At 61.7% G+C, this 26,008-nt stretch carries 25 protein-coding genes; 12 read left to right on the top strand and 13 right to left on the bottom strand.

The window, feature by feature from the left end:
- Positions 1-17: 17 nt before the first annotated feature.
- Both K3146_RS08445 and K3146_RS08440 read left to right on the top strand, forming a co-directional pair.
- Positions 18-638, top strand: coding sequence for a 6-phosphogluconolactonase (locus K3146_RS08445; protein WP_221545821.1), 621 nt, complete (start codon positions 18-20; stop codon positions 636-638).
- Positions 626-1,096, top strand: a complete 471-nt coding sequence (locus tag K3146_RS08440) for an NUDIX domain-containing protein (protein WP_221545820.1) — start codon at positions 626-628, stop codon at positions 1,094-1,096. The genes K3146_RS08445 and K3146_RS08440 overlap by 13 nt, the downstream gene beginning before the upstream one ends.
- Here K3146_RS08440 and dinB read toward each other — a convergent pair.
- On the bottom strand, positions 1,093-2,208 hold the full coding sequence (gene dinB / locus K3146_RS08435) for a DNA polymerase IV (RefSeq protein ID WP_221545819.1): 1,116 nt from the start codon (positions 2,206-2,208) through the stop codon (positions 1,093-1,095). The two genes, K3146_RS08440 and dinB, sit on opposite strands and share 4 nt — an antisense overlap.
- Before the next feature lie 114 nt (positions 2,209-2,322).
- On the opposite strand from dinB, the gene K3146_RS08430 reads away from it, so the two are divergent.
- Entirely contained in the window at positions 2,323-3,591 is a 1,269-nt protein-coding gene (locus tag K3146_RS08430) for a multidrug effflux MFS transporter (RefSeq protein WP_221545818.1), read from the top strand.
- On the opposite strand, the gene K3146_RS08425 is transcribed toward K3146_RS08430, so the two are convergent.
- The 7 genes from K3146_RS08425 to K3146_RS08395 all read right to left on the bottom strand — a co-directional run bounded on the left by K3146_RS08425 (position 3,588) and on the right by K3146_RS08395 (position 12,294).
- Complete coding sequence (locus K3146_RS08425; protein ID WP_221545817.1) at positions 3,588-5,138, bottom strand: acyl-CoA carboxylase subunit beta; 1,551 nt, start codon at positions 5,136-5,138, stop codon at positions 3,588-3,590. The two genes, K3146_RS08430 and K3146_RS08425, sit on opposite strands and share 4 nt — an antisense overlap.
- A gap of 127 nt (positions 5,139-5,265) precedes the next feature.
- Positions 5,266-7,167, bottom strand: coding sequence for an acetyl/propionyl/methylcrotonyl-CoA carboxylase subunit alpha (locus K3146_RS08420; RefSeq protein ID WP_221545816.1), 1,902 nt, complete (start codon positions 7,165-7,167; stop codon positions 5,266-5,268).
- A gap of 38 nt (positions 7,168-7,205) precedes the next feature.
- Positions 7,206-8,141, bottom strand: a complete 936-nt coding sequence (locus K3146_RS08415) for a phytoene/squalene synthase family protein (RefSeq protein WP_345724042.1) — start codon at positions 8,139-8,141, stop codon at positions 7,206-7,208.
- An 80-nt stretch (positions 8,142-8,221) separates the two neighbouring features.
- Positions 8,222-8,803 carry an LOG family protein gene (locus K3146_RS08410; RefSeq protein ID WP_221545922.1) on the bottom strand — a complete coding sequence of 194 codons (582 nt, stop codon included), beginning with the start codon at positions 8,801-8,803 and terminating at the stop codon, positions 8,222-8,224.
- Positions 8,803-10,353: a phytoene desaturase gene (locus K3146_RS08405; protein WP_247711129.1), complete on the bottom strand. Its 1,551-nt coding sequence runs from the start codon at positions 10,351-10,353 to the stop codon at positions 8,803-8,805. The genes K3146_RS08410 and K3146_RS08405 overlap by 1 nt, the downstream gene beginning before the upstream one ends.
- Positions 10,350-11,537 (bottom strand): lycopene beta-cyclase CrtY, encoded by a 1,188-nt coding sequence (crtY, locus tag K3146_RS08400; protein WP_221545815.1) that lies wholly within the window; start codon positions 11,535-11,537, stop codon positions 10,350-10,352. The genes K3146_RS08405 and crtY overlap by 4 nt, the downstream gene beginning before the upstream one ends.
- A gap of 16 nt (positions 11,538-11,553) precedes the next feature.
- The gene (locus tag K3146_RS08395; protein WP_221545814.1) at positions 11,554-12,294 is read right to left on the bottom strand and encodes a DUF2059 domain-containing protein; all 741 of its coding nucleotides are present in this window, start codon (positions 12,292-12,294) and stop codon (positions 11,554-11,556) included.
- A 106-nt stretch (positions 12,295-12,400) separates the two neighbouring features.
- Here K3146_RS08395 and K3146_RS08390 point away from each other — a divergent pair, with 106 nt between their 5' ends.
- A complete protein-coding gene (locus K3146_RS08390) occupies positions 12,401-13,282 on the top strand; it encodes a MipA/OmpV family protein (protein WP_221545813.1) in 882 nt (293 codons plus the stop codon).
- Between the two features lie 10 nt (positions 13,283-13,292).
- On the opposite strand, the gene K3146_RS08385 is transcribed toward K3146_RS08390, so the two are convergent.
- Positions 13,293-13,805 (bottom strand): hypothetical protein, encoded by a 513-nt coding sequence (locus K3146_RS08385; RefSeq protein ID WP_221545812.1) that lies wholly within the window; start codon positions 13,803-13,805, stop codon positions 13,293-13,295.
- 137 nt (positions 13,806-13,942) lie between these two features.
- Between K3146_RS08385 and K3146_RS08380 the strand changes: the two genes are divergently transcribed.
- The 4 genes from K3146_RS08380 to K3146_RS08370 all read left to right on the top strand — a co-directional run bounded on the left by K3146_RS08380 (position 13,943) and on the right by K3146_RS08370 (position 18,287).
- Positions 13,943-15,217, top strand: coding sequence for a metal-dependent hydrolase family protein (locus tag K3146_RS08380; protein WP_221545811.1), 1,275 nt, complete (start codon positions 13,943-13,945; stop codon positions 15,215-15,217).
- A gap of 69 nt (positions 15,218-15,286) precedes the next feature.
- Entirely contained in the window at positions 15,287-15,415 is a 129-nt protein-coding gene (locus K3146_RS13560; protein WP_282098476.1) for a hypothetical protein, read from the top strand.
- 7 nt (positions 15,416-15,422) lie between these two features.
- Positions 15,423-16,352, top strand: coding sequence for an MBL fold metallo-hydrolase (locus tag K3146_RS08375; protein ID WP_221545810.1), 930 nt, complete (start codon positions 15,423-15,425; stop codon positions 16,350-16,352).
- 99 nt (positions 16,353-16,451) lie between these two features.
- Complete coding sequence (locus K3146_RS08370; RefSeq protein ID WP_221545809.1) at positions 16,452-18,287, top strand: DUF885 domain-containing protein; 1,836 nt, start codon at positions 16,452-16,454, stop codon at positions 18,285-18,287.
- Between the two features lie 362 nt (positions 18,288-18,649).
- Here K3146_RS08370 and K3146_RS08365 read toward each other — a convergent pair whose 3' ends face one another.
- A complete protein-coding gene (locus K3146_RS08365; protein ID WP_221545808.1) occupies positions 18,650-20,173 on the bottom strand; it encodes an alanine/glycine:cation symporter family protein in 1,524 nt (507 codons plus the stop codon).
- A 247-nt stretch (positions 20,174-20,420) separates the two neighbouring features.
- On the opposite strand from K3146_RS08365, the gene secE reads away from it, so the two are divergent.
- Together secE and nusG are read left to right on the top strand one after the other, a co-directional pair.
- Positions 20,421-20,654: a preprotein translocase subunit SecE gene (gene secE / locus K3146_RS08360; RefSeq protein ID WP_221545920.1), complete on the top strand. Its 234-nt coding sequence runs from the start codon at positions 20,421-20,423 to the stop codon at positions 20,652-20,654.
- A gap of 26 nt (positions 20,655-20,680) precedes the next feature.
- Positions 20,681-21,217 carry a transcription termination/antitermination protein NusG gene (gene nusG, locus K3146_RS08355; protein ID WP_040965140.1) on the top strand — a complete coding sequence of 179 codons (537 nt, stop codon included), beginning with the start codon at positions 20,681-20,683 and terminating at the stop codon, positions 21,215-21,217.
- Between the two features lie 60 nt (positions 21,218-21,277).
- Here nusG and K3146_RS08350 read toward each other — a convergent pair whose 3' ends face one another.
- The 3 genes from K3146_RS08350 to K3146_RS08340 form a co-directional block, all read right to left on the bottom strand.
- Complete coding sequence (locus tag K3146_RS08350) at positions 21,278-22,036, bottom strand: CPBP family intramembrane glutamic endopeptidase (RefSeq protein WP_221545807.1); 759 nt, start codon at positions 22,034-22,036, stop codon at positions 21,278-21,280.
- Positions 22,037-22,117: 81 nt separating this feature from the next.
- Positions 22,118-22,819, bottom strand: a complete 702-nt coding sequence (locus K3146_RS08345; protein ID WP_221545806.1) for a PspA/IM30 family protein — start codon at positions 22,817-22,819, stop codon at positions 22,118-22,120.
- 82 nt (positions 22,820-22,901) lie between these two features.
- The gene (locus K3146_RS08340; protein ID WP_221545805.1) at positions 22,902-24,401 is read right to left on the bottom strand and encodes a hypothetical protein; all 1,500 of its coding nucleotides are present in this window, start codon (positions 24,399-24,401) and stop codon (positions 22,902-22,904) included.
- A gap of 429 nt (positions 24,402-24,830) precedes the next feature.
- On the opposite strand from K3146_RS08340, the gene rplK reads away from it, so the two are divergent.
- Positions 24,831-25,262: a 50S ribosomal protein L11 gene (gene rplK / locus K3146_RS08335; RefSeq protein WP_221545804.1), complete on the top strand. Its 432-nt coding sequence runs from the start codon at positions 24,831-24,833 to the stop codon at positions 25,260-25,262.
- 4 nt (positions 25,263-25,266) lie between these two features.
- The gene (gene rplA, locus K3146_RS08330; RefSeq protein ID WP_221545803.1) at positions 25,267-25,959 is read left to right on the top strand and encodes a 50S ribosomal protein L1; all 693 of its coding nucleotides are present in this window, start codon (positions 25,267-25,269) and stop codon (positions 25,957-25,959) included.
- Positions 25,960-26,008 lie beyond the last annotated feature (49 nt).

Genomic DNA, 26,008 nt, shown 5'->3' with positions numbered 1-26,008 from the left:
CTGTATCGCTGTGACGCATGGCTGACATCACGATCATCGAGAACGCAGCAGACGGCGCGATTGCCGAATGGCTGGAAGGCAGGATTGCAGGCGCGCTGGCTTCGCGAGACGGGCCGGTCACGATTACCGTACCCGGAGGATCGACCCCGTTCCCGATCATCGCAAAGCTGCTGGAAGCCGATCTCGACTGGTCGCGGCTCGTCGTGTGGCCGGGGGACGACCGGATCGTCCCCGAAGATCACGAAGCCTCGAATACCGGCAAATTGCGCGCCCTGTTCGAACCTGCCGGGGCCGAGGTCGTCACGCTCACGATCATGGAGCAGGTTCCGCATTTCGACCTCGCCTGGCTCGGCATGGGCGCCGACGGGCATATCGCGTCGCTCTTTCCCAACACCGATCCGCAACTGGAGGAGCCGCGGCGCATCATCCGCCTGACCCCCGATCCCCTGCCCCCCGAGGCACCATTCGATCGCATCAGCCTTACGCTCCCTTCGCTGCTCGACAGCGGGGAAATCGCTTTCGTTATCAGGGGGCAAGACAAGCGGGACGTGTTCGATCAGGCGGCTGCGGGTAACAGCGATTTGCCGGTTGCGAGGCTGCTGGCAGGCGCTAAACAGCCTGTCACATGCTTCACCTGATGCCCGCACCGCTGCACCGCCTCGCCCTGAAAATCGGATACAAGGTGCGCCGTCGCGCCCGGGCTGTCACCGGCACCACGCGCGATGGCGTCAGCATCATCGGGCGCGATTTCGATGGGCAGGTCTTGCTCGTTCGTCATAGCTACGGTCCGCAGGAATGGTACTTTCCCGGCGGCGGTATCGCCGATGGCGAGGCTCCGGAAAACGCTGCCAGACGCGAACTGCTCGAAGAAACCGGCTGCGAAATCGAAGGCATGAAGCTGGTCGGCGTGATCGAGGAAGAATTGTCCGGCGCAGCGCACACGGCGCATGTGTTCGACGGGATCATAAATGATATGCCTGAAGCCGATGGCCGCGAGGTGATCGAGGCACGTTTCTTCCCCACCCATTCATTGCCCGAACCGTTGAGCCCGCGCACGCGCGAGCGGCTCAAGTTGTGGCAGGCCCGCAAGGACTAGAGCAAGCTCAACTGCGCATCGGGCCGCTGCGGCTCGTCCTCGCCGTCACGGTCCAGCTTCGACAATGTCAGTCCCATCAGCCGGATGGGCATCGGGAGGGGCAAGACCTCCTCCAGCAGCTTGCGTGATATCCGAGCGAACTCTTCCTTTCCTTCAATGGGCTGGTCGACTGTCTTTGCACGGCTGAAGATCTGGAAGTCGGTGTATTTCATCTTGAGCGTGACCGTACGCCCCTTGGCCTCGGCCCGCTCGATATAGCCCCAGACGATGTCGATGATGTCTTCCAGTGTCTCGCGCAGCTCGCTGCCCGATGACAGATCGCGGTTGAAGGTCCGCTCGCCGCCGACCGACTTGCGTATGCGGCTGGAGCGGACGGGTCTCAAATCGATGCCGCGGGCCGCGCGGTAGAGGTAATCGGCGAAGCTGCCGAAATGGGCGCGCAGCCACTCGATGTCCTTCGCCGCCAAGTCCGCGCCCGTCTCGATCCCGAGCCGCGCCATCTTTTCCGCCCCCTTCGGACCGACACCGTGGAACCGTCTCACCGGCAAAGACTGCACGAATTCTGCGCCCTCTCCCGGGCGAATAACGCATAGTCCGTCCGGCTTGTTCTGGTCGCTGGCGAGCTTGGCCAGGAACTTGTTGTAGCTCACTCCCGCGCTCGCCGTCAGCCTGGTCTTGGCGCGGATTTCCTGCCGGATGAGTTCGGCGATACGCGTGGCGCTCCCGATGCCGAGCTTGTCCTCGGTCACGTCCAGATAGGCCTCGTCGAGGCTCAGCGGCTCGACCAGGTCGGTGTGGTGACGGAAGATCGCCCGGATCTGCTGGCTGACCGCGCGATAGACATCAAAGCGCGATTTGCAGAAGATCAGCTCTGGGCATTTGCGCTTGGCCGTGACGCTGGGCATGGCGCTACGCACACCAAACTTTCGCGCTTCGTAACTAGCGGCTGCCACGACGCCGCGCCCGCTCGATCCACCGACAGCCACTGGCTTGCCGCGCAGTTCCGGGTTGTCGCGTTGTTCTACGCTGGCGAAGAATGCGTCCATGTCGACGTGGATGATCTTGCGCAGGCCATCTGCCTCATCTGCGTCGTCTTGCTCCTCTTCGGCCATGCGCCGGGGATAGGCGCGCGGGCGCGACAAATGAAGCACAGGGCATGAAAAATTGCACTCAGGAACCCGATGCGCCTTCCCATCGTATCCTTCGTCTCGCAAAGACACCCCCGCATGATCACCACCATCTCCTCAAGCGACGGCACCAGCCGTAGCATCGGCAGGGCCGAGTTCGTCGCATTGATGGCGGCGACGATGAGCCTTGGCGCGCTGGCGATCGACGCCATGCTCCCCGCGCTCGACGAGATCGCGGGATCCTTCGGCGTGTCCGAGCCGAACAGGCGACAGCTCGTTGTGGGTGTCTACCTGCTTGCGGCAGGCGTCGGCTGCCTGATCCCGGGTTCCTTTGCCGATACTTTCGGTCGGCGCCGCGTGTTGTTCGTGGCCTTCGCCGCTTATGTCGTTACCTCGATCCTGTGTGCCTTCGCGCCCACTTACGAGAGCCTGCTCTGGCTGCGCGGCATCCAGGGCTTCTGCACTGCGGGGCTGGGCGTGCTGCCCGCCGCGATCATTCGCGATCGCTTCGAAGGCGATGCAATGGCGCGGATCATGTCGACCATCTTCATCGTCTTCATGGTGGTGCCGGTGCTCGCACCCAGCCTCGGGCAGGTGGTGCTGGCTTTCGGCCATTGGCCCTGGGTCTTCGTGGTCATGGCCGCGATCGCGTCGCTCGTCTGGCTGTGGGCATGGTCGCGCCTGCCTGAAACGCTTTCACCAGAGGATCGGCAGCCGCTCGATTTCCGCACGGTAGCGCACAACCTGCCCCTCACGCTCACCACACGCGAGGCTTCGGGTTACGTCATCGGCAGCGCGCTGACCTTTGGCGCTCTGTTCGGCTACATCAACAGCGCGCAGCAGCTGATCGGCGAACATTTCGATGCGGACGAATACTTCCCGCTCATCTTCGGCCTGACCGCTTCGACGCTAGCGATGTCGAGCTTCGCCAATTCGCGCATCGTCGAACGATACGGTGCCCGGCGGGTGAGCCACACGGCGCTCGTGACCTTCATCTGCCTGGCGGCGATGCAGGTCTACGCCGCCTTCTTCCAGCCGGGCGATCTGTACTGGTTCGTGCCGCTGATGGCAGGCAACCTATGCCTGCTTGGCTTCATGGGCGCGAACTTCGGATCGATCGCAATGCAGCCGTTCGAGCATACTGCGGGCGCGGCTTCCTCCGCCCAGGGCTTCATCCGCATGGGTGGGGCCGCGCTGATCGGGATTGCGATCGGGCAGAATTACGATGGTACGGCAAAGCCCATCGCGCTGGCGCTGTTCGGGTTCAGCCTGTGCTCCCTGATGCTCGTGCTGTTCAGCGAGCGGGGCAAGCTTTTCCGGCGCCCGGGCGAGGCACGCAAGTACCTCGCCATGCATGAGGCGATCTAGGCCTCGCTCTCCAGCCTGCGCCAGGCAAGCTGAGCGAACTCGCACAGCAGCGGACGCGTGTCGCGCGGGTCGATGATGTCCTCGACATTGAAGCGTTCGGCGCTGCGGAAGGGCGAGGTGACCTTGTCCAGCCGCTCGCGGATCGCGGCGAGTTCGGCTTCGGGATCGTCGGCCGCCTCGAGCTCGGACTTGTAGGCCACCTCCAGCCCGCCCGCGATCGGCAGGCTGCCCCAGTCACCCGAGGGCCAGCAGAAGCGGTATTGGTAGGTCTCGGCGTTGCTCATCGCGCTGCCTGCGATTCCATAGGCGCGGCGCAGCACAACCGAGGCGAGCGGGACGCTGGCCTTGTAGATCGCGTTCATCGCCTGCACGCCATAGCGGATCGTGCCTGCCATTTCCGCCTCGCGCCCGATCATGAAGCCCGGATTGTCGACAAGGTGGACGATGGGAAGTCGGAACTGGTCGGCGAGCTTCACGAAGCGCTCGACCTTCTCGCTGGTCTTCGCCTCCCACGATCCGCCGAGATAGGACGGATCGCTCGCGAGAACCATGACCGGCCAGCCGTCTAGCCGGGCGAGGGCGGTGATGCAGGCGCGGCCCCACATGCGACCGATCTCGAACACGGTGCCCTGGTCGAACACCATCTCCATGCAGCGGCGCATGGAATAGACCTGCTTCTCTTCGCGCGGGACGAGGCTGAGCAGCGCCTCCTCGCGGCGATGGACCGGATCGGTACAGTGCGATCGGCGCGCAAGCTGGCCGACATGTTCGGGCATGAAGGAGAGGAAATGGCGCGCGCGGGCGAAGGCCTCGGCCTCGCTGGCAACCTCGTCGTCGACTACGCCGTTGCGCGTGTGGATTTCCGAACCGCCGAGGTCTTCCTTGGCTTGGCTGTGGTCGGTGGACCCCTTGTAGCTTTCGCCTAGCCCGTCGACGACGGCGGGACCTGCGGCGAAGATTTGGCTTAGGCCTTTGACCATGATCGAATAGTGGCTGGCGACCGTCCGCGCCGCGCCGAGCCCGGCAGTGGGGCCGAGCGCCAGCGCCACGACGGGCACGGTGTCGAGGTTCTTCACCACGTCCGACCAGCCGGGCACGGCGGGAATATATGTCGCACCAATCTGTTCGAGCGTCTTGACGCTGCCGCCGCCACCCGTGCCGTCGATCATGCGGATCAGCGGCAGTTTGAGCTCATGCGCCATCTTTTCGGCCTGGACCATCTTGCGGGAAATCCCCGCATCCGCCGCCCCGCCGCGAATGGTGAAATCGTCTGCCGTGGCGACCACCGGGCGGCCGTTGATGAGCGCCTTGCCGAAGAGGAACGGGGCTGGGGCGACGCTTTGAAGGTTGCCCTCCTCGTCGTAATGACCCTTGCCTGCGATCTTGCCGATTTCGCGGAAGGAGCCTTCATCGACCAATGCGGCAAGCCTTGCGCGAGCATCCATCTTGCCGCGCCCATGCTGGCGAGCGAGTTTGTCCGGCCCGCCCATCTGCTCGGCGAGGGCCTCGCGGCGGCGCAGTTCTTCGAGTTCCTTGGCCCAGCTCAAAAACCTCTCCCGTCATTGCGAAGCGACGCAGTCGCTGCGGCAATCCATCTCCCTAACCCGCTTCTGGCTGCAAGGTCAGGAGCTGGATTGCTTCGCTATCGCTCGCAATGACGAAAGGAAAGGGCGCCTACTCTTCGTTCGGCTCCACCACGCACAAAACCGCTTCCACCTGAACCTGCCCGCCCTCGCTGGCGGAAAGCTCGGTCACGGTCCCGTCGAAAGGCGCGGTGAGCGCGTGTTCCATCTTCATCGCCTCGAGCACCATCAGCCGCTGGCCCGCAGTGACCGCATCACCCTCGGCCACATCGACCGCGATGACCTTGCCCGGCATGGGGGCGAGGATCGCGCCATCAGCGGCGGAGGCGTGGCCGGTGCCGCGCTCTCGGAACTTTGCGACCTCGAATGATGCTCCATCTTCGAAGAGGACGAACTCATCGGACGAGGGCCAATGATCCTCGTGTTTGCTGTGGATGAAACCGATCTTGCTGACGGTCTCTTCGACTCCGCTAACGAGTACCCTGGTTGCCGTCCGACGCTCCGAGTTGAGTCTAAATCCTGACATGCCCTGACGATAGGCTTGTTGCTCGTAGTATGGATCATCCATTTCTAGGTAGAAGGTGTCCACTCTTCGCTTCGCTCGTGACAGCAGCATTTCCGATGGCACAGGCGGATCAATAAGAGTGTCGAGGTTCGATCCGATGTAGGACGTGTCGAACTCGCCCTCAGCGAATGCATCGCTCGACAGAAGGCGCTTTAAGAACCAAGCATTGGTTTTGACAGGGTAGCATTCCACCTCTGCGCTTGCTTCAATCATGGCTTCGATTGCCGCGTTGCGATTGATTTTCCATGTAATCAGCTTTGCGACCATCGGATCATAGAAAGGTGAAATCTCATCACCCTCTTCGACGCCCGTATCGACGCGTCTGCAATGGCGGAGGTTGAGGACTTCTAGTCTTCCCGTGCTCGGTAAAAACCCCTTCGCCGGATCTTCCGCATAGAGCCGAGCCTCAATGGCCCAGCCGTTGATGCTCAGTTCCTCCTGCTTGAGCGGTATCGGCTCGCCGCTCGCGACACGCAACTGCCACTCTACCAGATCGACCCCGGTGATTTCTTCGGTCACCGGGTGTTCGACCTGGAGCCGTGTGTTCATTTCCATGAAGAAGATGCGGTCGGCGCGCAGGCCTTCGCTGGCGTCGGCGATGAATTCGATGGTGCCCGCACCCTCGTAATCGACAGCCTTGGCGGCGCGGACGGCGGCGGCGCAGATTTCCTCGCGCGTCGCTTCGTCCATGCCGGGGGCGGGGGCTTCCTCGATCACCTTCTGGTGGCGGCGCTGGAGCGAGCAATCGCGTTCGAACAGGTGGACGACATTACCGTGGCTGTCGCCGAAGACCTGCACCTCGATATGGCGGGGCGAGGTGATCCACTTTTCCAGCAGCACTTCATCGTTGGAAAAGCTGGCCTTGGCCTCGCGTCGGCAACTTTCGAGGCTCGCTTCGAAGTCTTCGGCCTTGTCGACCTTGCGCATGCCCTTACCGCCGCCACCCGCGACCGCCTTGATGAGGACGGGGTAGCCGATCGCGTCGGCTTCCAGCTTGAGGCGCTCGACAGACTGGTCTTCCCCTTCATAGCCGGGTGTCACGGGCACGCCCGCCTCGCGCATCAGCTTCTTGGCCGCGTCCTTGAGACCCATCGCATCGATGCTGGAAGGCTTGGGGCCGACCCAAATCAGCCCCGCTTCGATCACGGCCTGCGCGAAGCCCGCATTCTCGGACAGGAAGCCGTAGCCCGGATGGATCGCCTCTGCCCCGGTTTCCTTCGCCGCGGCGATGATCTTCTCGCCCACCAGATAGCTTTCGGCAGCGGGTGAGGGGCCGATGTGGACCGCCTCGTCGGCTTGCCGCACATGCAGCGCCTTGGCATCGGCATCGGAATAGACCGCCACAGTGGCGATCCCCATCTCGCGCGCAGTGCGGATGATACGGCAGGCGATTTCGCCGCGGTTGGCGATGAGAAGCTTAGAAATCATACGAATGCGCGCTAGCCGTAGCTGCGCGCCGCATCAAGCTACCACCCGGCAACGGGCCGGAAATCGTGGCGCGACCAGATGATCGGCTCTTGAGGCCCGCTCGGCCGGTTCCACACCGACTGGAAGAAAGCGGTGAGCATGTGCCAGGCCTTTTCAGGACCGCTTACCCTGGTGCGGCTATCCCAGGCCAGCTGGCCGCGGGTCAGCACCTTGCGTCCGATTGCGCCGTAGATGTTCGCCGCCGAGAGCACTGCCCAGCGATGGCGAAAGCGCAGGCGTTTTGCACCCAGCCGTGCGGCGGCTTCGTGCTTCTCCATCAGCGCGATCATGCGCGGCATGAGGCTGGCGAGGATGAAGCGGTTCTCCGGCTTGGCGTGTTCGCCCGGTGCGAGGCCCACCTCGGCGAGCCATTCGGCAGGCAGGTAGACCCGGCCCGCCCCAGCATCCTCCACCACGTCGCGGCTGATGTTCGCGATTTGGAATGCGAGGCCGAGGTCATTCGCCCGGTCGAGCGTTTCGCCATCATCGGGATGCACCCCCATGATGTGTGCCATCATGATCCCGACCGCGCCTGCCACGTGATAGCAATAGCGCAGCATGTCGCGCTCGTTCTTGGGCGCGAAGCCGGTAGCGTCCAGCGCGAAGCCGCCGATGACGTCGCGCGCCATATCGTAGGTGAGCCCGCATTCGTCGGCTACCAGCCCGAAAGCGTCGAAAGCGAAATCGGCCGTAGGCTGTTCCTCGAATGCGCGCCTCGTCAGCACCTTGATCGCCTGGATGCGGTCTTCGGCTTCCTTGGGAGTACCCTGGTCGCCGAGCGGGCCGCCCTTGTCCTGGTTGTCGGCAATGTCGTCGCACCGGCGGCACCAGGCGTAAAGCAACCATGCCCGCTCGCGCGTCGTCTTGTCGAAGAGTTTCGATGCAGCGGCGAAGCTGTGGGAGCCGACCTCGATCGAATCATGTGCCTTCTGCACGAGCGCGGCCCGTTCGCGCCCACCGCCGGCGCGCGCCGGAGTGGGGCGCAGGTTCTGGGTCGTCAGTGGGCGGGGCTTGTTCAGAGGTCGCTCGCCTTCATCTTGAAGATCGGAGTATGCGGCTGGTAGCTTGCCATTTTCTCCAGCAACGCGCTTAACGTGTCTTCGGCGATGATGATGTTCTGGTGCGCCGGGCGCACGAAGCCGACGCTGGCCATATGCGCGTTGAAGGCGATCAGGTGGTCGTAGAAGCCGAATGCATTGAGCAGGCCGACCGGATTGTCGTGATAGCCGAGCTGCGCCCAGCTGACGGCCTCCCACAGCTCGTCCATCGTGCCGACGCCGCCCGGGATCGTTACGAAACCGTCCGAAAGGTCGGTGAACTTCTGCTTGCGCTCATGCATGCCCGAGACGGTGTGGAGCTCGGTGCAGTCGTGATTGGCCACTTCGCTGCTGGCGAGGGCTTCGGGAATGATACCGATCACCTCGCCGCCCGCATCAAGCGCGCCCGATGCCACCGCACCCATCAGGCCGAGCCGGCCGCCGCCATAAACGACGCCGATCCCGCGCTCTGCAAGGCCAGCCCCCACTTCGCGGGCAAGTTCGAGATAACGCGGATCTGCGGGCGATGCCGAACCGCAATAGACTGCAAGACGTTTCATCATTTCACCAAATCTTCGACCATCAATCCGGCAGTCGCCTTGGCGCTGCCGACCACGCCGGGGATACCGGCTCCGGGGTGGGTCCCTGCACCGACGAGGTAGAAATTGTCGATCACATCGTCCCGGTTATGCCCGCGGAAGAACGCGCTCTGCGTCAGCAGCGGCTCGAGGCTGAAGGCGCTGCCCTTGTGGGCATTGAGGTCCATCGCGAAATCGCGCGGAGCGTAATGGAACTTCGTCTTGATCCGGCCGTGGAGGTCTGGGATCAGGCGGCGCTCGACCTCGTCGAGGATGCGCTTCTCCAGGATCGGGCCCATTTCCTGCCAGTCGACCGACAGCTTGCCCATGTGCGCCACGGGAACGAGCGCGTAAAAGGTGCTCATGCCCTCGGGTGCGACGCTGGGGTCGGTAACGCTTGGATGGTGGAGGTAGATCGAGAAATCCTGCGGCAGAACGCCGTGATCGTAAATGTCTTCGAGCAGGCCTTTGTAGCGTGGTCCGAACAGGATCATGTGATGCGGGATACCCGGCCAGGTGCCCTCGATCCCGAAATGCACCACGAAGAGGCTGGGCGAGAACTTCTTGCGGGCGAGCGATCTGGCGTAGCTTTCGCCCCGCTTGGTCCCGCCGAGCAGGTCCTTGTAGCTGTGCATGATGTCCGCATTGCTGGCGACCGCGTCGAAGCGCTGTCGGAAACCAGAGTGGGTCTCGACCTCGCTCGCGGTGGTTCCAAGCGTGTGGATGCGCGTTACCGGATCGTGCAGCCGCACGGTCCCGCCGATACGTTCGAAATGCTTGACCATCGCGGCGATCAGCCGGTTGGTGCCGCCCTTCGCCCACCACACGCCGCCATCCTTCTCCAGCTTGTGGATCAGCGCGTAAATGCTCGAGGTCTTCATCGGATTGCCGCCGACGAGCAGCGTATGGAAGGAGAGCGCCTCGCGCAGCTTCTCGTTCTCGACATAGCTCGAGACCATCGAATAGACGCTGCGCCAGGCCTGCTTCTTAGCCAGCGCCGGGGCCGCCTTCATCATCGATTTGAAGTCGAGGAAAGGCACGTGCCCAAGTTTTACGTAGCCTTCCTCGTACACGCCCTCGGCATAGTCGAGGAAGCGCTGGTAGCCGGCGACATCGGCAGGATTGAGTTCAGCAATCTCGCGGAAGAGCTGTTCCTCGTCGTTCGAGTAGTCGAAATTCGTCCCGTCGGGCCAGTTGAGCCGGTAGAAAGGCATCACCGGCATGATCTCGATGTCTTCGGCCATGTCGTGGCCGGTCAATGCCCAGAGTTCGCGCAGGCAATCGGGATCGGTGATGACGGTGGGGCCGGCATCGAAGGTGAAGCCGTCCTTTTCCCAGTAGTAAGCGCGGCCGCCTGGCTTGTCGCGCGCTTCGATCACCGTGGTTGCGATCCCGGCGGATTGCAGGCGAATGGCAAGCGCAAGCCCGCCGAAGCCCGACCCAATGACGCAGGCGGTCTTGCCCGTGGGTTCGGGCAGGGAGGGAGGCGCATCGTTGTCGGCGACAGGGTGCGACGTCAGTTCGGCATTCATGGTTCGGTTCCTTGGACCAGCGGCGTGCCCTTGCCAAGCAAGGCTTTGACCGCTCGGCCAATAGCTACGGGCGGCCTGCCGGTCAGGATGCGCAATTTGTCCATTGGGGATGATCTGGCGGCGTAGAAACGGGTGATGAGTGGTTCGGGCAGGCGATAGAAGCGCTCGAACACCCTGTATCGTTCCCTCGGAAGGGCCGCGTCGAACAGCATCTTGCCAAGGAGGCGGTAATAGGCGGTTTGACTCCAGTGTTGCTGAGCCCGCTCTTCCACCGCACCGGCAAGCTGCGAAAGGTCGCCGCTTGCCGCTTCGGCGATGGCCAGCGCGTTGTCGACGGCAATGGGCAGCGTGTAGCTCGTCAGCGGGTGGACAAAGCCGCCCCGCGCGCCGGACAACGCCACGCCGGGCGTCGACAGTTCCGCGCGATAGGCCGCGAAATCACCGCCGGTGATGACCGGCAGGACGCCCGTTTCCTCATGAACCACCTCGCAAGCCCAACCCTTGTCACGGGCATAGGTTGAGATCCGCTCGCGAAGGCATTCCCGGTCGAGCGCGGGACTGTCGGAATAATAGGTATCCTCTACGAAGATCTCGTCATGACCGAGCGGCAGGAGGTAGACGAAACGGTAGGCATCGGGCTGCTCCACCGAAGCGTCCATGATGACCGGCCGCGCGAGGCCATGGGGCGCGTCGGTGCGCAGGTGCTGGCCAAGAAAGACCTGCCAGCCGCCTGTAAGATGTTCGCTGGGGACCGCGTCGCGGCAATCGATCACGGCGCGCGCAGCGATGCGTTCACCCGTGTCCAGTGTGATCCCGGCAGCATCGAGGCCTGCAACCCGGCTTCCGGGCCGGATCGACTCCTGCGGCAGGGCTCGGCGCATGCCCTCGTCGAAATCCCGGCTATCGAGCGAACGGTAATTGCTGGCCAGCTGCCGAGTATAAGAGGGGAAGCGCACCTCGTTCCCGCCGGACCACTCGGCCTTTTTGAAAGCCCCTAGTAGCTCGGTACCTCTCTCGTCGAGATCGCCTTCGAACCAGCTCCATCGGTGGTTGCCGCCGAAGCTATCGCCAGCCTCGAACAGGGCGACCGAAAGCCTGGGATTGACGCGATGGATCGCAAGCGCAGTCAGCCCCCCGGCAAGCCCGCCGCCAACGATGGCGATGTCGGTCTGGCCACCAGTCATATCGGTCGCTGGAGGGTCAGTAACCGCAATCATCGAGATGGGCGGTCAGCGCAGTGTCCACGGCTGTCTCGATCTCCCGATCCAGGTGAGGGGCAAAGTCCGAGTTTGCGATTTCCATTCCCCTAGCGAACATTTTAGGCCGCGCTTTGAGCAACGCTGCGAACCATTCCCGACCTCTCAACTGGGATTCGATGCTTGCCTTTTCTTCTGGGCTCAAGGTGAGGGCGGCGGCGGCGGCCGAGCGCAGGTTGTCCGAAGCAACGTCCTTCGGGTCGACCTCGAATTCATCCTCTTCGCTCTGCATGGCGGCATTGAGAGTGGTCTCGATCGAATAGTTGTCCATCACCGCCATGGTGAGCTTTTGGCCGATCTCGCTGGAATAAAACTCGCTCGCCGCTCTCGCGTGCTCTTCGGACATCTCTACCCTCAGGATTTCTACCATCGCCTCGCGGCGCAATTCTGCCTCGATCCGGTCATATTCGTAGAAGAATGGCGTGGTGGTCGCCATCAGCAGGTCTATCGTGCCGGGGCATTCGGCTTCCATCTCGATCAGATCGGCGTCCGCTTCGTAGACTTTCCTGATCTCGGCGATGGAATTGGTCGATGCTACCGCCAATCCTTCGGGGCTCATCATCGCATCGACCAGCGCGACGTGCGGATCCGCGTTCACGCCATCCTGCGTTTCCAACGACTGTGCCCCCAAGGAAGTAGAAAGCATGAAAGCGAGTGCGCCGGCGAACTTTGTCGAATACTTCATGGGTTTGGGTCTATTGCGTCGCTCATCGACTTGCAATGCGCAGCTGAAATCGTGGAACAGGCTGCGCGGGCGGTAGTTTCCCAGCAAAAGACAGAGGGAAATCCGCATGATCCGAACGGCAAGCATTGCTGCAACTATCTTCGCATCCGCATTCGCAATGCCCACCTTCGCTCAACAAACAGAGATCGAAGAACCCTTGCCCGCGGGACCGCCTGAAACAATCTTCGACGGCGATTTCCTGAGTGTCGGTATCGGCGTTGGCTACAATGCCAGCTATTCGGGCAGCGACGATTACAACATCAATATCCTGCCGATCGTGCAGGGCTCGCTCGGCGGGATAGACATCAATCCACGACCAGCAGGTGTCGCGGTCGATCTGGTACCCGATCCCGAGCGCGGTGTTTCCTTCTCCGCAGGGCCGATGTTCCGCTTGCGCAGCGATCGTGCCGATGTGGAAGATATCAATGACGACATCGTGGCCGCCTATGGCGAACTCGACCGTGCGGTGGAGATCGGCGGCACCGTGGGTGTCCAGTTTCCCCAATTGCTCAATCCTTTTGACAGCCTGAGCGTGAATGTCGATGCCGCTTGGGACGTTGCGGGCGCGCATGGGGGCATGTTCTGGAGCCCGAGCGTCACCTATTTCACCCCGCTCAGCCGTGCCACGGCGGCCTCGCTTTCGCTCAGCGCGACCTTCATCGACGACGATCTGGCCGATTATTACTTCACCGTGCCCGATGCCAATCCGGCGCTTCCGGCCGAAGACCTGCTCCCGGGCTTCCAGGCGGAAGGCGGGCTTCAGAGCCTCGGCGTAAACCTGCTGTTGGCGCAGGACCTGTCTGGCGATGTGACCGACGGCGGCTTGTCGATCGTCGCCATCGGTGGTTGGTCGGTGTTGCAAGGCGATGCTGCAGAAACCCCTTTCACCAGCATTCGCGGCAACAATGATCAGTACTTCATCGCGCTCGGGCTGGGCTACACCTTCTGAAGTTTCGCATTCACGATTTGGTCGAGCGCGCGCCGAGTTCTTTCCGCCGTTCCTCGATGCGCTCCACTCGTTCGCGCAACTTGCCCTCGAAGGGTATCCCAGCGGAAATCGGAAGGGTCCTGACCTTTCCGATATCGAGCCCGTAGATCCGGTCGTCCGCGCCCATGTAGGCGCGGGCGGGGAGCCCTTCCGCAAGACCATCGCCAACCTTGCGGATGCTGCTGCTGTCGACCGTCAACAGCCACTCGCCATAGCTGGTCGCAAAGATCAGGTAGCTGGTATCGTCATCCATCCCGACAGGCCGGAAGAATCGGACCGTGCCGCGTCGTTCGCGCCCACCCGCATAGGCGCGCCGCCGCTGGATGCGCAGCCAGCCATGGTTGATGCCAGCCAGGACCACAACCGCGCCGAACAGGCAAAGTATGATCGATATGGCGGTAGGCATGTCATCGGTGTCCGGGAACAGCCGCAGGCCGCCAGCGATCATGCCGCAACCGACGGCGATGGCGAGGATTGCCCGCATCTTCGCTTCCCCCAGAACTGACAACAGCCTGCGCCGTAACACGCCAATGGTTAGCGTTTCGAAAAGCGCCGCATTGTTCCACCTCTTGCCGCACGGCGAGGGAGCGGGCATCACGGCGCGATCAGGGGAGAGACTCGATGCGCAAACTGACTGCAATGATTGCCGGTTGCCTGCTGGCGGGCGCCGCGCCGGTTTTGGCCGAAACCACCGTTATCCATGCCGATGGCGTCATCCTGGATGCCGGTAGCCAGCCGATGGGCAGGGCGACCGTCACCGTGACGGACGGCCGTATCGTCAGCATCGAGGAAGGCTGGTCTGCCGTTCCCGAGGGGGCCGAGATGATCCATCTCGAAGGCAAGACTTTGGTCCCCGGCCTGATCGACCTGCACACGCACCTCTCCGGCGATCCTTCGGGCGAATTCTGGCGAGCGGCGACGACCCCGATCGAATGGAGCACTCTGGTCGCTGCCAAGAATGCGCGGATCACCGCACTGGCAGGCTTCACCACGGTTCGTGACGTAGGCTCGCGGTCCGACCAGGTCACGCAGATGCTGCGCCGCGCGACAGCAGAGGGCATGGTTCCCGGGCCGCGCGTCATCACCAGCGGGCGCACGATCGCAATCGTCGGCGGGCATGGCGATATCAACGGTTTCCGGCGCGAGGTGAATGACGCGCTCGGCACTTCCTTCGCCTGCACTGGCGAGGTCGAATGCGCCGAAATGGTCCGCCAGGCTTCGAAATATGGCGCGGACCTGATCAAGATCACCGCCACGGGCGGCGTGCTGAGCCAGCAGGGACGTGGGCTCGAGGCGCACTTCACCGATGCGGAAATGCGCAGCATCGTCACGACGGCGGAATCGCTGGGCTTGAAGGTCGCCGCCCATGCGCATGGAGCAAGGGGCATAGAGGCCGCGGCGCGTGCCGGTGTGCACACGATCGAACATGGCACCTATCTCGATGAAGCGGCAGCCAAGGCGATGCGCGAGAACGGTACCACGCTGGTCCCGACACTGATGGCTTTCGAAGGCATCAAGGGCAATCTGGGCAAAGGGTTCTACACGCCAGTGGTCGAGGAGAAGATCAGGGCAGTCGCGGCCTATGCCGGGACAATCGTCGAACGGGCGCGCAAGTGGAATGTGAATATCGCGTTCGGCACCGATGCGGGCGTGTTCCCGCACGGGCAGAACGGGGGCGAATTCCGCTTGCTCCTGAACAACGGCATGACCAGCCGCGAAGCACTGGCCACGGCGACGACGGGCGCGGCGAAAATCCTCGGCATGGAGAGCGAGATCGGCCGCATTGCCGTCGGCTATTCGGCGGACATCATTGCAGTCGAGGGCAATCCGCTGGACGATGCCACCGTGCTCGAGGATGTCGACTGGGTCATGGTCCGCGGACGCGTGATCGAGTGAGTCGATTTCGCTTTAGATATTCAGCAATCTTTTCAAGCCTATACCCCCGACAAAGCGAAGGGGGACAATATGTATCGGCTATTCGAAATCGCCTTCGAGCTGCACGACTGGAAGTCGCAGCCGGGCTGGGTGAAAGTGCTGAGTGCCATGATCGTGGCCGGCATCGTTGCAGGCTTCCTGCGTGAGGTGCTCCTCTAGCATACTGGTGGTATTGGCCTCGGCATTCCTAGCGCCGACTGCCGCGGCGCGGGAAGCTGCTGACCAGTGTCAGATCGAGCTGGTTGTTCTGGGAGCGGGTCAGGACGCAGGCGCGCCGCAGATCGGCAATTCGCATGACGCAGGGTCAAGCCTGCTTCCGAGCTCGCTTGCCCTGATCGATCGGTCGAATAGAGCGCGGTACCTGTTCGACGCGTCACCGGCGCTCACCGAACAGCTCGCCGCGCTCGACCGCATTGAGCCGCCGAGCAATGGGCTGGGCATCGATGGCATCTTCCTCACCCATGCGCATATCGGGCACTATCTCGGCCTCGCCTATCTCGGTCGGGAAGCTGCCAGCGCCAACGGCATTCCGGTCTATGCCATGCCACGCATGGCGGACTTCCTCGCGAGCAACGGCCCGTGGAACCAGCTGGTCGAGCTAGGACAGATCGAGCTGGTAAAGCTCGAGGGTGGTGATGCGATCCAGGCGGTTGCGCTGACACCCGATCTCGTCGTTGTCGCCTTGCCGGTCCATCACCGTGACGAATATTCGGAGACGGTGGGTTTCTACATCATGCCCTCAAATGGTGGCGGCGTGCTTTACCTGCCCGACATCGACAGCTGGGAGGACTGGGCGGGCACCGACGGATCGAAGCTGATGTCGCTCCTCGAACGCGCCGATCATGTCTTCGTGGACGCGACCTTCTGGGACGACGACGAACTGCCGGGCCGCGACATGTCGGAGATTCCGCATCCCCGTGTGACCGAAACGATGGATATGTTGCAGCACCTTCCCGCCAGCGAGCGGGCGAAGGTCCATTTCATCCATTACAATCACACCAATCCGATCCGCGATCCTGACAGCGCCGAGAGCCGCCAGGTTTCCGAGCGCGGCTATTCCGTTGCCCGGCGGGGCGACCGGTTCTGCATCGATTAGGTCGTTCGTCGAGCGGGGATCACCGCCGATGCAGGAAAGCTTGTGCTATCCGCCAAGTGCAGTAACCGGCCATCGGATTAGATTACTGGGGACATTCACATGATCATTGCACGCAGCTCGCTGATCGGCAGCCTGGCGCTTGCGCTCGCCGCCTGCACGACGACCGGAAGCCTGGAGCCCGGAAATGCGGCAAACGACGCTGCGGCCCAGGCAGCCGCGGAGCAGGCGGCGCATGACAAGCTCTTCGCCTTGTTTGCAGAGGCCGACGAGCGCGGTCTCAAGCTCAATCCCCTGGGCGCGCTGTTCAGGGGCGACATGCGCTATGCGGACCGGCTTGGCGATTTCTATTCCGCGAGCTTCAGCGACGCCCTGCGCAAGGATGCCGAGCGCAACCTCGAGGCGCTGCGCAACATCGATCGAAGCGAACTCTCCCCCACGGATCGGCTTGCCTATGACGTATTCGAATATGATCAGCTCGATGCCCTGAAGGGGCTTGCACCCGAAATTCTGGCGGCGACCTCGGTTCGCCCGATCAACCACTTCACGGGCCTCCACTCATTCTATCCGAACCTTGCGAGTGGCCAGAGCGCGGCGCCGTTCGAGACGGTCGAAGATTACGAGAACAACCTCAAGCGGCATGCGAATTACGCCGAGCTGATCGACCAGGCGATCCTCCGGTTCCGCGAGGGAATGGCCAGCGGTGTCGTCGAAACCCAGCTCTCGATCGGGAATGTGATCACCCAGCTCGACACGCAGCTCGCCGACGATATCGAGGAATCGCCCTTCTGGATGCCGATCGACAATTTCCCCGAAGGTTTCTCCGACAGCGACAAGGTGCGGCTGACGCGCGAATACCGAGCCTCCATCGGCGAGGTTTTCGCTGCCAATGAGAGGCTGCGCGATTTCCTGCGCGACGAATACTATCAGGCCGCCCGCGAAAGCGTGGGCCTTGCGCAGATGCAAGGCGGCGAGGCGCTCTATCGCCAGCTCATCGAGAGCACGACGACGCTGCCGCTCGAGCCCGATTACCTGCATGATCTCGGCCTCGCCGAAGTCACGCGGATCAAGGACGGGATGGAGGCGATCAAGGCCGAGGTCGGCTTCGAGGGCACTCTTGGCGAATTCTTCGACTACGTGCGCACCGATCCGCAGTTCAAGTCGGCGAGCCGGGAGGCGCTGACCCAAAGCTACTACGACATCGGTCACGCGGTCGATGCGAAGATCGACGACTATTTCTCACTCACTCCGGTCACGCCGCTCGAGATCCGTCCCTACGAACCCTATCGCGAGCAATTCTCCGCCGGCGGGTCCTACGAGAGCGGGTCGCCCGACGGGTCGCGGCCCGGCGTTTTCTACTTCAACGCCTATGACCTGCCGAGCCGGCTCACTACGGGCATCGTGACGCTATATCTCCACGAGGGCGCGCCCGGGCATCATTTCCAGATCAGCCTTGCGCGCGAAAACGAGGATTTGCCCTCCTTCATGCGCTTTGGCGGGACGACCGCTTTCGTCGAGGGATGGGCGCTCTACGCCGAAACGCTTGGCTACGAGATGGGGTTCTTCGAGGATCCTTGGAACCGTTACGGCACGCTCCAGGACGAGCAGCTTCGCGCGATGCGGCTGGTTGTCGATACGGGGCTTCACGCCAAGGGCTGGTCGCGCCAGCAGGCGATCGATTTCATGTTGGCAAACAGCGGCCTGACCGAAACCGAGGTTGTGGCAGAGGTGGAACGCTACATTGCCATTCCCGGACAGGCGCTCGCCTACAAGGTTGGCGCGCTCAAGATCCAGGAACTGCGTGCCCGTGCGGAAGCCGCGCTGGGCGATGATTTCGACATCAAGGCCTTCCACACGCAGGTGCTCGACACGGGCGGCCTGCCCCTGCCGGTCCTCGAAGCAAAGATTGATCGCTGGATTGCGCGCGGAGGCGACTAAAGATCACTCCCGCCGTCCCGTATCGGGACCGCTGGGCGGGATCGCGCAAGTCTCTGGGAACCGGGCACAACCCTACGCAGTTTTACGGGGCAGGACGCGAGGGAAAGGTTTCATGGAGGATATCCCATGTCTAGCTTGTCCTTTCGCAGCAGCCGCCCAGATCGGTGGGTGAAGCCGCGGCCTTATAGCGATGCAAGCCTTCGCCATAAGCACCACGGCAAGATCCTTCCGATGGAAGAGCCGGGCTTCTTCGCCCGCCTGTTCGGGGCGCGCTGACTGGAGGTTCAGTCGGTAAAAGGGCAGGGGCCGGGAGTAGCGAAACTCCCGGCCCCTTTTTCGTGCCGCCGATGCGGGAACCTAGCCTAGTATTCCTCGGGCTCTTCCGGCGTATCGGCGGTGTGCGTATTGCCAGCGGTCTTGTCGCCTTTAGCGAGCTTGAAGACCACGCCGGATAGTAGCAGAAGTGCAATCAAGTTCGGAACGACCATTGACCCGTTTGCAATGTCGCCCAGTCGCCACACAAAGTCTGATTTCTGGCTAGCGCCGGCCACAATGACCAAGCACCAGAACACGCGCCAGGCGATGTGCAACTTCTTCTCCCCCTCACGGGTCGAGCCAGGGATCCGATCGTAAAGGAATGTGATGGCTCGTTCGCCGTAGTAACTCCACGTCAGCAGTGTGGTGAAGACGAACAGGATCAGCACAAGGCTAACAATGATTGTACCAATGGGTGTCCCAAGTATCTCGAAGGGCATTGCTGTACCAAATGAGCTGGAGGTCATTGCAAATGGCTCCATTGCTGTCTGCCATGTGTACGCAACAATCTCTTTGCTCTGGGTTTCACCACCCACCTCGAAGCTGCCCTGAACGGTAAGGATCACAAGGGCAGTCATCGTGCAAACCACGATTGTATCGATGAACGTACCCAGCATTGCCATTTGGCCCTGCTGTTCAGGATCGTTCGTCTGTGCCACTGCGTGCGCGATCGGCGTCGAGCCTTGACCAGCCTCATTCGAAAAGAGGCCGCGAGCAACACCGGCACGGATGGCAAGGATCATCAACGCTCCAGCGAATCCACCAGTTGCTGCCGTAGGATTAAACGCGCTCTCAAATATCAGTCCGAATGTCGCGGGAATTAGCGGAGCATTCATTGCCAGCACGATCATGGCCAAGACGATATAGAGCCCCGCCATGAAGGGAATGATCTTCTCCGCGACATTCCCGATCGACTTGATCCCGCCGATGATGACTACAAACACGGCGACAGCGACAATCATTCCACCGACCACTTCGGTCAGTCCAAAGAGTTCTTTCAGGCTGTCGGCGACTGCATTGGCCTGGATGGCATTGCCGGTGACCATCGCGGAGAAAAGCAAAAGAATACAGAAAACTATGGCAAGCCACGCGTATTTCGGCCCCAACCCCATCATTATGTAACTCATGGGACCGCCCCGATACACACCATCGCTGGTTCTTTCGCGGAAACGGATGGCTAGTGAACCTTCTGCGAATGCTAGCGCCATGCCAAATAGCGCTGTGATCCACATCCAAAAAATGGCGCCAGGACCCCCTAGTGCTATAGCGGACGCAACCCCTGCGAGATTACCTGTCCCGACCTGGCCGGAAAGCGCCGTCGAAAGCGCAGCGAACGGGGAAATCTCCCCAGCCCCTTCACCCTTACGGCCCCTAAATAGTCCTCCAAACGCCGAGAACAGCTTGATGAGCGGATAAAACCGCAGGCCGATCATCATGTAAAGTCCGCCGCCGAGCAGCAAAATCGCGAGCGGAGGGAAAGGGAGAACTTGAGCACTGTCCCAAGTCCCCACCCAAAGGAAATCCGCGATATTGGTTACCAGCTCGAGAGCTGGATCAGATTGTGCCGCCATCTTTGGCTTCCCCTCGTTCGACCCAAAAGGCCATATGTTCCGAAGCGCGCAAGCTAGCCACCTCATGCTGGGTTGGAAAGCGGCAAAATCCGGCCCTTCCACCGCTTGCCTTTTGCTGGCGCGCGGACTACATGCCTGCGCGTCTTCCGACATCGATGAAGGAAAAGCCCCTCCCGACCTTGTATCGGGGCGGCGAAGACCCCATCCCGGAAGAGACGTAAGAGTTCAACGCGAGAGCATGACGATCATGGCCGACAACGCCGACAAGACACCGAAAGTCGCGAAGGGCAGCAAGACTTCGCCTGCCGAGTTCGTGAACCAGGTCCGCACCGAAGGCCGCAAGGTCGTGTGGCCGACCTGGCCGGAAACGGTCCGCATTTCGATCTTCGTCTTCATCATGATGACGATCCTCTCGCTCTTCTTCCTCGGCGTCGATTCGACCTTCGGCGCCCTCGTGCGCTGGCTGATGACGCTGGCCTGATCGCCTACAGGGATACTGAGAAACACATGGCACGCTGGTACATCATCCACGCCTATTCCGGCTTCGAGAACAAGGTTCGCGATTCGATCATCGCCGAGGCCGAGCGTCTGGGCCTGTCCGAAGGCGTCGAAGAAGTCGAAGTCCCGACCGAAACCGTGACCGAGGTGAAGCGCGGCAAGAAGGTCCAGGTCGAGCGCAAGTTCATGCCCGGCTACGTCCTCGCCAAGCTAAACATGACCGACGACGTGTACCACCTCGTGAAGAACACGCCCAAGGTCACCGGCTTCCTCGGCAACAACAACAAGCCGCAGCCGATCTCTGAAAAGGAAGCGGCGCGTTACTTCGGCGGCGTGGAAGAAGCCAAGTCGGCCCCGAAAAAGCAGGTTTCGGTCGACTACGAGATCGGCGACCAGGTCAAGGTGCTCGACGGCCCCTTCGCCAGCTTCAACGGCCTTGTCGAAGAACTCGATTTCGACAAGCAGAAGGTCAAGGTTTCGGTCTCGATCTTCGGCCGCGCGACGCCGGTCGAACTGGAATTCGAACAGGTCGAACTGGTCAAGTAAGACCGGTATCGATGCGAAAAGGGGAGCCGCTCTATCAGGAGCGGCTCCCCTTTTCGCATTTCAGCTTGCGATCTCCGGCAGCATCCCCAACGTCTGGGCATAGGCGAGGCTCATCATGATCACATCGACGGCGATGTGCGCGATGATGCAGGCCCACAGGTTGCCGTCGCAGCGGTAACGCAGCCAGCCGAAACCGATTGCGGCGACACCGGTGATGATCGCCCCGCTGACGCCCTGGTAAATGTGCAGCGATCCGAATATGGCCGCCTGCAGGAGGATGATCGGCCACATCCTGCCGCGCAGCCCGTCGAGCCGGTCCAGTCGGTCGATGAGGAAGCCGCGCAACATGAGTTCCTCGCCAATGCCGGCCGCGAAGACGGCGACGAGCACGATCCAGAGAATGAAATGGAACCGGCTCTCGGTGATCCAGCCGAAGACCTCGGCGGTGTCGGGCGCACCGAACCCAAGTGCCTGGAGAAGCATCGCTCCAAGAGTGAACCAGCCAATGATCGCGACCGTCGCGAGCACTGCATATATGAACGTCGTGGTCCATCCTGATGCTGGCGTACCCAGGTTCCACGCCCTTTTCAGCGCTCCGTCGCCGCGCAGCCAAAGCCACGCGACCAGAACTGCAGAGGCCATGCTGAGGGCGACGGAAACCGCGACACCGGTCGAACTGAGCGCGAAGGTCCCGTCAGCCGTCTCGTACCCCCAGAATAGCGCAGCGGGGACGCCGCCGGCGAAATAGGCGAATGCAACGGTTGCGAGTTGCAGGATGAAGCGACCCCATCCCAGTTCTCGGGCTGGCGTGTCCGACATGCTTATCCCCTCACATTTTGGCGACCCGCAAGGAACAGGGCGACCCCCGGGAGGCCGCCCTAGCATCCGAACCGGGTTCGATCACCCGGCCTTGGCGCGTTTTCCGCCCTTCTTTGCCGGGGCCTTCTTCGGAGGCGACTTGTCCACGTTTCGCATCGCCGCCAGCTCTTCCTCGATCTTGCGAGCGCGTCGCATCTCTTCGATCTCGCGTTCCACGGATGCGTTGCCTCGGCATTCGGCGCTATCTTCGGTCGCGAAGGCGGTGCGCTTTTCCAGCGTTTCGATGTGGTCCATCCGGCGTTCGGTGCGCTTGGCATAGCCGCTGCTGCCCGACCTTGCGCTCCCATCGCCATCGGCGGCGCGCTGGTCGTGATAGCGCTGGCGCACGTCCTCGCGCTTGGCTTCGAGTTCGCGCTCGGCGGCTTCCATTTCGGCGATGTCGGCACTGAGGCGCTCGATATCCTGCTTCACCCGCTCGATCCCGCCGCGGCAGTCCTCGCGCGCAAGCAATGCCTGTCGGGCAAGGTCTTCGCGGTTGTTGTCCATGGCGATCGCGGCCTTGTCGCTCCAGTCGGCCTCGCGCAGCTCGGCCTGGGTAAGCTCGTTCTCCAGTCGATCCTTCTGGCGCCGCGCCTTTGACTGTTCGCCATGAAGCCCGACCAGCGCTTCCTCGATCTCGCGTTGCAGCCGGACCAGCATTTTTGCCGGGTCTGATGCACCGTCGAGTGCACTCGAAACATTGCTCGAGATCAGTTCTTTTACCTGGATAGCGATACGAAACATGAAATGCGTCCCCCTTTGGTGCGCCCAACTTAGGAGCACCCCATGAATGCTTGGTAAACCGGATCGAGTTTATTGGCGACCTTTAGTTTGAATAACGGGCTCGCGACGCCATGGAGTAGAACTCTTCGGGAATAGTGCGGCCATATTCTTCGAAAGCGGACTTCAAATCGGCATGCTCTGCGAGCAGATCATTAGCCCGGCGAAGCTTCGTGGGCGTGTAGAATAGATCGACTTCCTCCGCCTGCATCTCCGTAATAATGCCCGATCGCTCCTTTTCGTTCTTGAAGCCTTCCAGCAACAAGGCGACCGCTTCTTCTTCTCGGTCCTGGCACAGGAGCGCCATCGTCGCGATGGTCGGGAACTCCGGACCGTTCTCGCGCACGAATGCAAGTTGCTCGGCTGCCTCCTCCGCGCGGCCCAAGGCTGTAAGTGAACAAAGCTGATCGCGCGCCACGAGGAGCTTTGCGAAGGTCGAGCCGTACACGTCGGACACGAGCTTTGCCTCGTTTGCGGCAACTAAGCCCTCTTCCCAGCGCTGTTGTCCGACAAGGCGGGAGGCGCGATTGATCACGAAATTCACGCCCCAGCCACCATTCTCGCGACCTACGCGGGCAAGGGAATCGAATACCTCGTCAGCTTCATCGCCCCTACCCAAGGCATCGAGCGTGTATGCCTTCAGGTTGAGAAGCCAGCCCTCGTCTTCAACCATGGTCTGTTCCAGATCGTCCCGGCCTAACTGCGCATCGGCAAATGCGAGCAGCTCATGGAATTCTCCTGCGTAATAGAGAGCGTGTCCAAGGTCGTTGAGATTCTCCGGATTCTCCGGATCGGCGGCAAACGCGCGCCGGGCGGTTGCGAGGTATTCGCGTATGATGGTTTCCATCGCAGGGCCCACGCGCCGCTCTATGATGGGCCAATAGGCTTCGTACTTCCGATCGGCGAGATAGGTATCGAAATATCCCGGTTGCCTATGCTGGCTGATCGCGGTCTCGGCGAGCCTGCTATCGTTTGAAGCTACTCCATGATTGAATGCTCCATCGACTATGGAATACCGGATTGCAGGGTCGAACTGATCGTGGTGGCCTCGCAAGAATATCTCGGCGTCCAAGGCGTCGATTTCCGCGGTGAGATCGAGGTCACGAGCCTTGCGTTGGGCAAAGAACCATAGGTCGCTGGTCAACGACGAATAGGATTCTGCATCGCCGTCGAGGGCCATGATCCGCATTCGGGCAAGCAATGCATCCCCTTGACCCGAATTTGCGGCAATCGCCAGTGCGGCCGGTTGCGAGAAGCTGCCATCCACCTCCTCCAGAGCTTTCAAGGCAATCAGCGCATTCGCATAGTCGTCACGTTCGTAGTGGCACCAGATTTCCATTCGCATGACATCATGACGGAGTTCGATGACACCCGGCCTCAGGACTTCAAGTGCTCGCAATAGGGGCAGCCTCGTTGCGCAAGTCGACGCGTCTCTATCAAGATTCTGCCAGGCATCGACGAGATCAGCGTCTGACATCGCTGCGTAATCTTCTGCCGGCTCAGGCATCGGTGCGACATCCTGCGCGGCCAGGGGTGTGGCCGCCATTGCAATCGCTAGCGCGTAGATTCTCAAGCTGTCCTCCCGTTAATGCCCTCATTCATCGGCAAAAATTCTCAAACTTGCAACCGTCTGTATCGACCAGTGTGATTTCCTACAGCGGGGCGATTTCCTATGCCTTACCGGATGGAGCGATGCGGGTTTTCCTCCTGCGGCAACCGATGCCGATGGTGTGCTTTCAATCCCAGGACCGTGTTCCATGTGTTCCATGCTGTCGGGTTGGTCTCCGGCCAGTCCAACCTGCGTCCAACAGGCACCTTCAGCGCTTGCAAAACCGCGCAGAATCGCTATGTGCGCGCCTTCCCAAGCGACAGTTCGGGATTCCACGCGGGAGGACTGCTTCATTGCAGGCCGCTCGACCGCTCAACATGAGGCTGGATCGAAGGATGCAGCCGACAGTGTGAAAGGAGGCCAGTAATGGCCAAGAAGATTGACGGCTATATCAAGCTGCAGGTGCCCGCGGGCACTGCAAATCCCTCACCCCCGATCGGCCCCGCACTGGGTCAGCGCGGCGTCAACATCATGGAATTCTGCAAGGCGTTCAACGCCGCCACGCAGGACCTTGAAAAGAACGCTCCGATCCCGACCGTGATCACGGTCTATGCCGACCGTTCGTTCAGCTTCGTCACCAAGACGCCGCCGGCTTCGTTCTACCTCAAGAAGGCAGCCAAGCTGAAGTCGGGCTCGAAGGAGCCGGGCAAGGTTTCGGCCGGAACCATCAAGCAGAGCGCGATCAAGGAAATCGCCGAAGCGAAGATGGTCGACCTCAACGCGAACGATATCGACCAGGCCATGAAGATCATCGAAGGCAGCGCGCGTTCGATGGGCCTCGAAGTGGTGGAGGGCTAAGGACATGGCCAAGCAGACCAAGAAGCAGCAGGTTGCAGCCAAGCTCGACCGTGAGAAGCTCTACACCGTGGACGAAGCCATCGCCACGCTGCGCGAGCACAAGGCAAAGTTCGACGAGACCGTCGAAGTCGCCATGAACCTCGGCGTCGATCCGCGCCACGCCGACCAGATGGTCCGCGGCATGGTCTCGCTCCCGAGCGGTACCGGCAAGGACGTCAAGGTCGCCGTGTTCGCCAAGGGTGACAATGCCGAGAAGGCACTTGCCGCCGGTGCAGACAAGGTCGGTGCCGAAGATCTCATGGAAGACATGCAGAACGGCAACCTCGACTACGACCGCGTTATCGCGACCCCCGACATGATGGGTGTCGTCGGCCGTCTCGGTAAGGTGCTCGGCCCCAAGGGCCTGATGCCGAACCCGAAGCTCGGCACCGTCACGCCGAACGTGGAACAGGCCGTGAAGGACGCCAAGGGCGGCCAGGTCGAATTCCGCGTCGAGAAGCAGGGCATCATCCACAGCGGCATCGGCAAGCTGTCGTTCAAGGACGAAGACCTGAAGACCAACTTCAAGGCTCTGACCGACGCGATCGTCAAAGCGAAGCCGTCGGGTGCCAAGGGCAAGTATGTCCGCAAGGTCACGCTGACCTCGTCGATGGGCCCGGGCCTCAAGGTCGACCTTGGCGAGGTGGAAGGCGCGTAAGAGCTCTTTCCTACTCGAAAGCGATTTGAAAAGGGCCGGGGGGAAACCT

Origin of the sequence: Qipengyuania vesicularis (assembly GCF_019711415.1) — a bacterium.
Lineage (GTDB): Bacteria > Pseudomonadota > Alphaproteobacteria > Sphingomonadales > Sphingomonadaceae > Qipengyuania > Qipengyuania vesicularis.
Note: the sequence above shows the minus strand (reverse complement) of the source record. Positions and strands in the feature narration are given on the sequence as shown.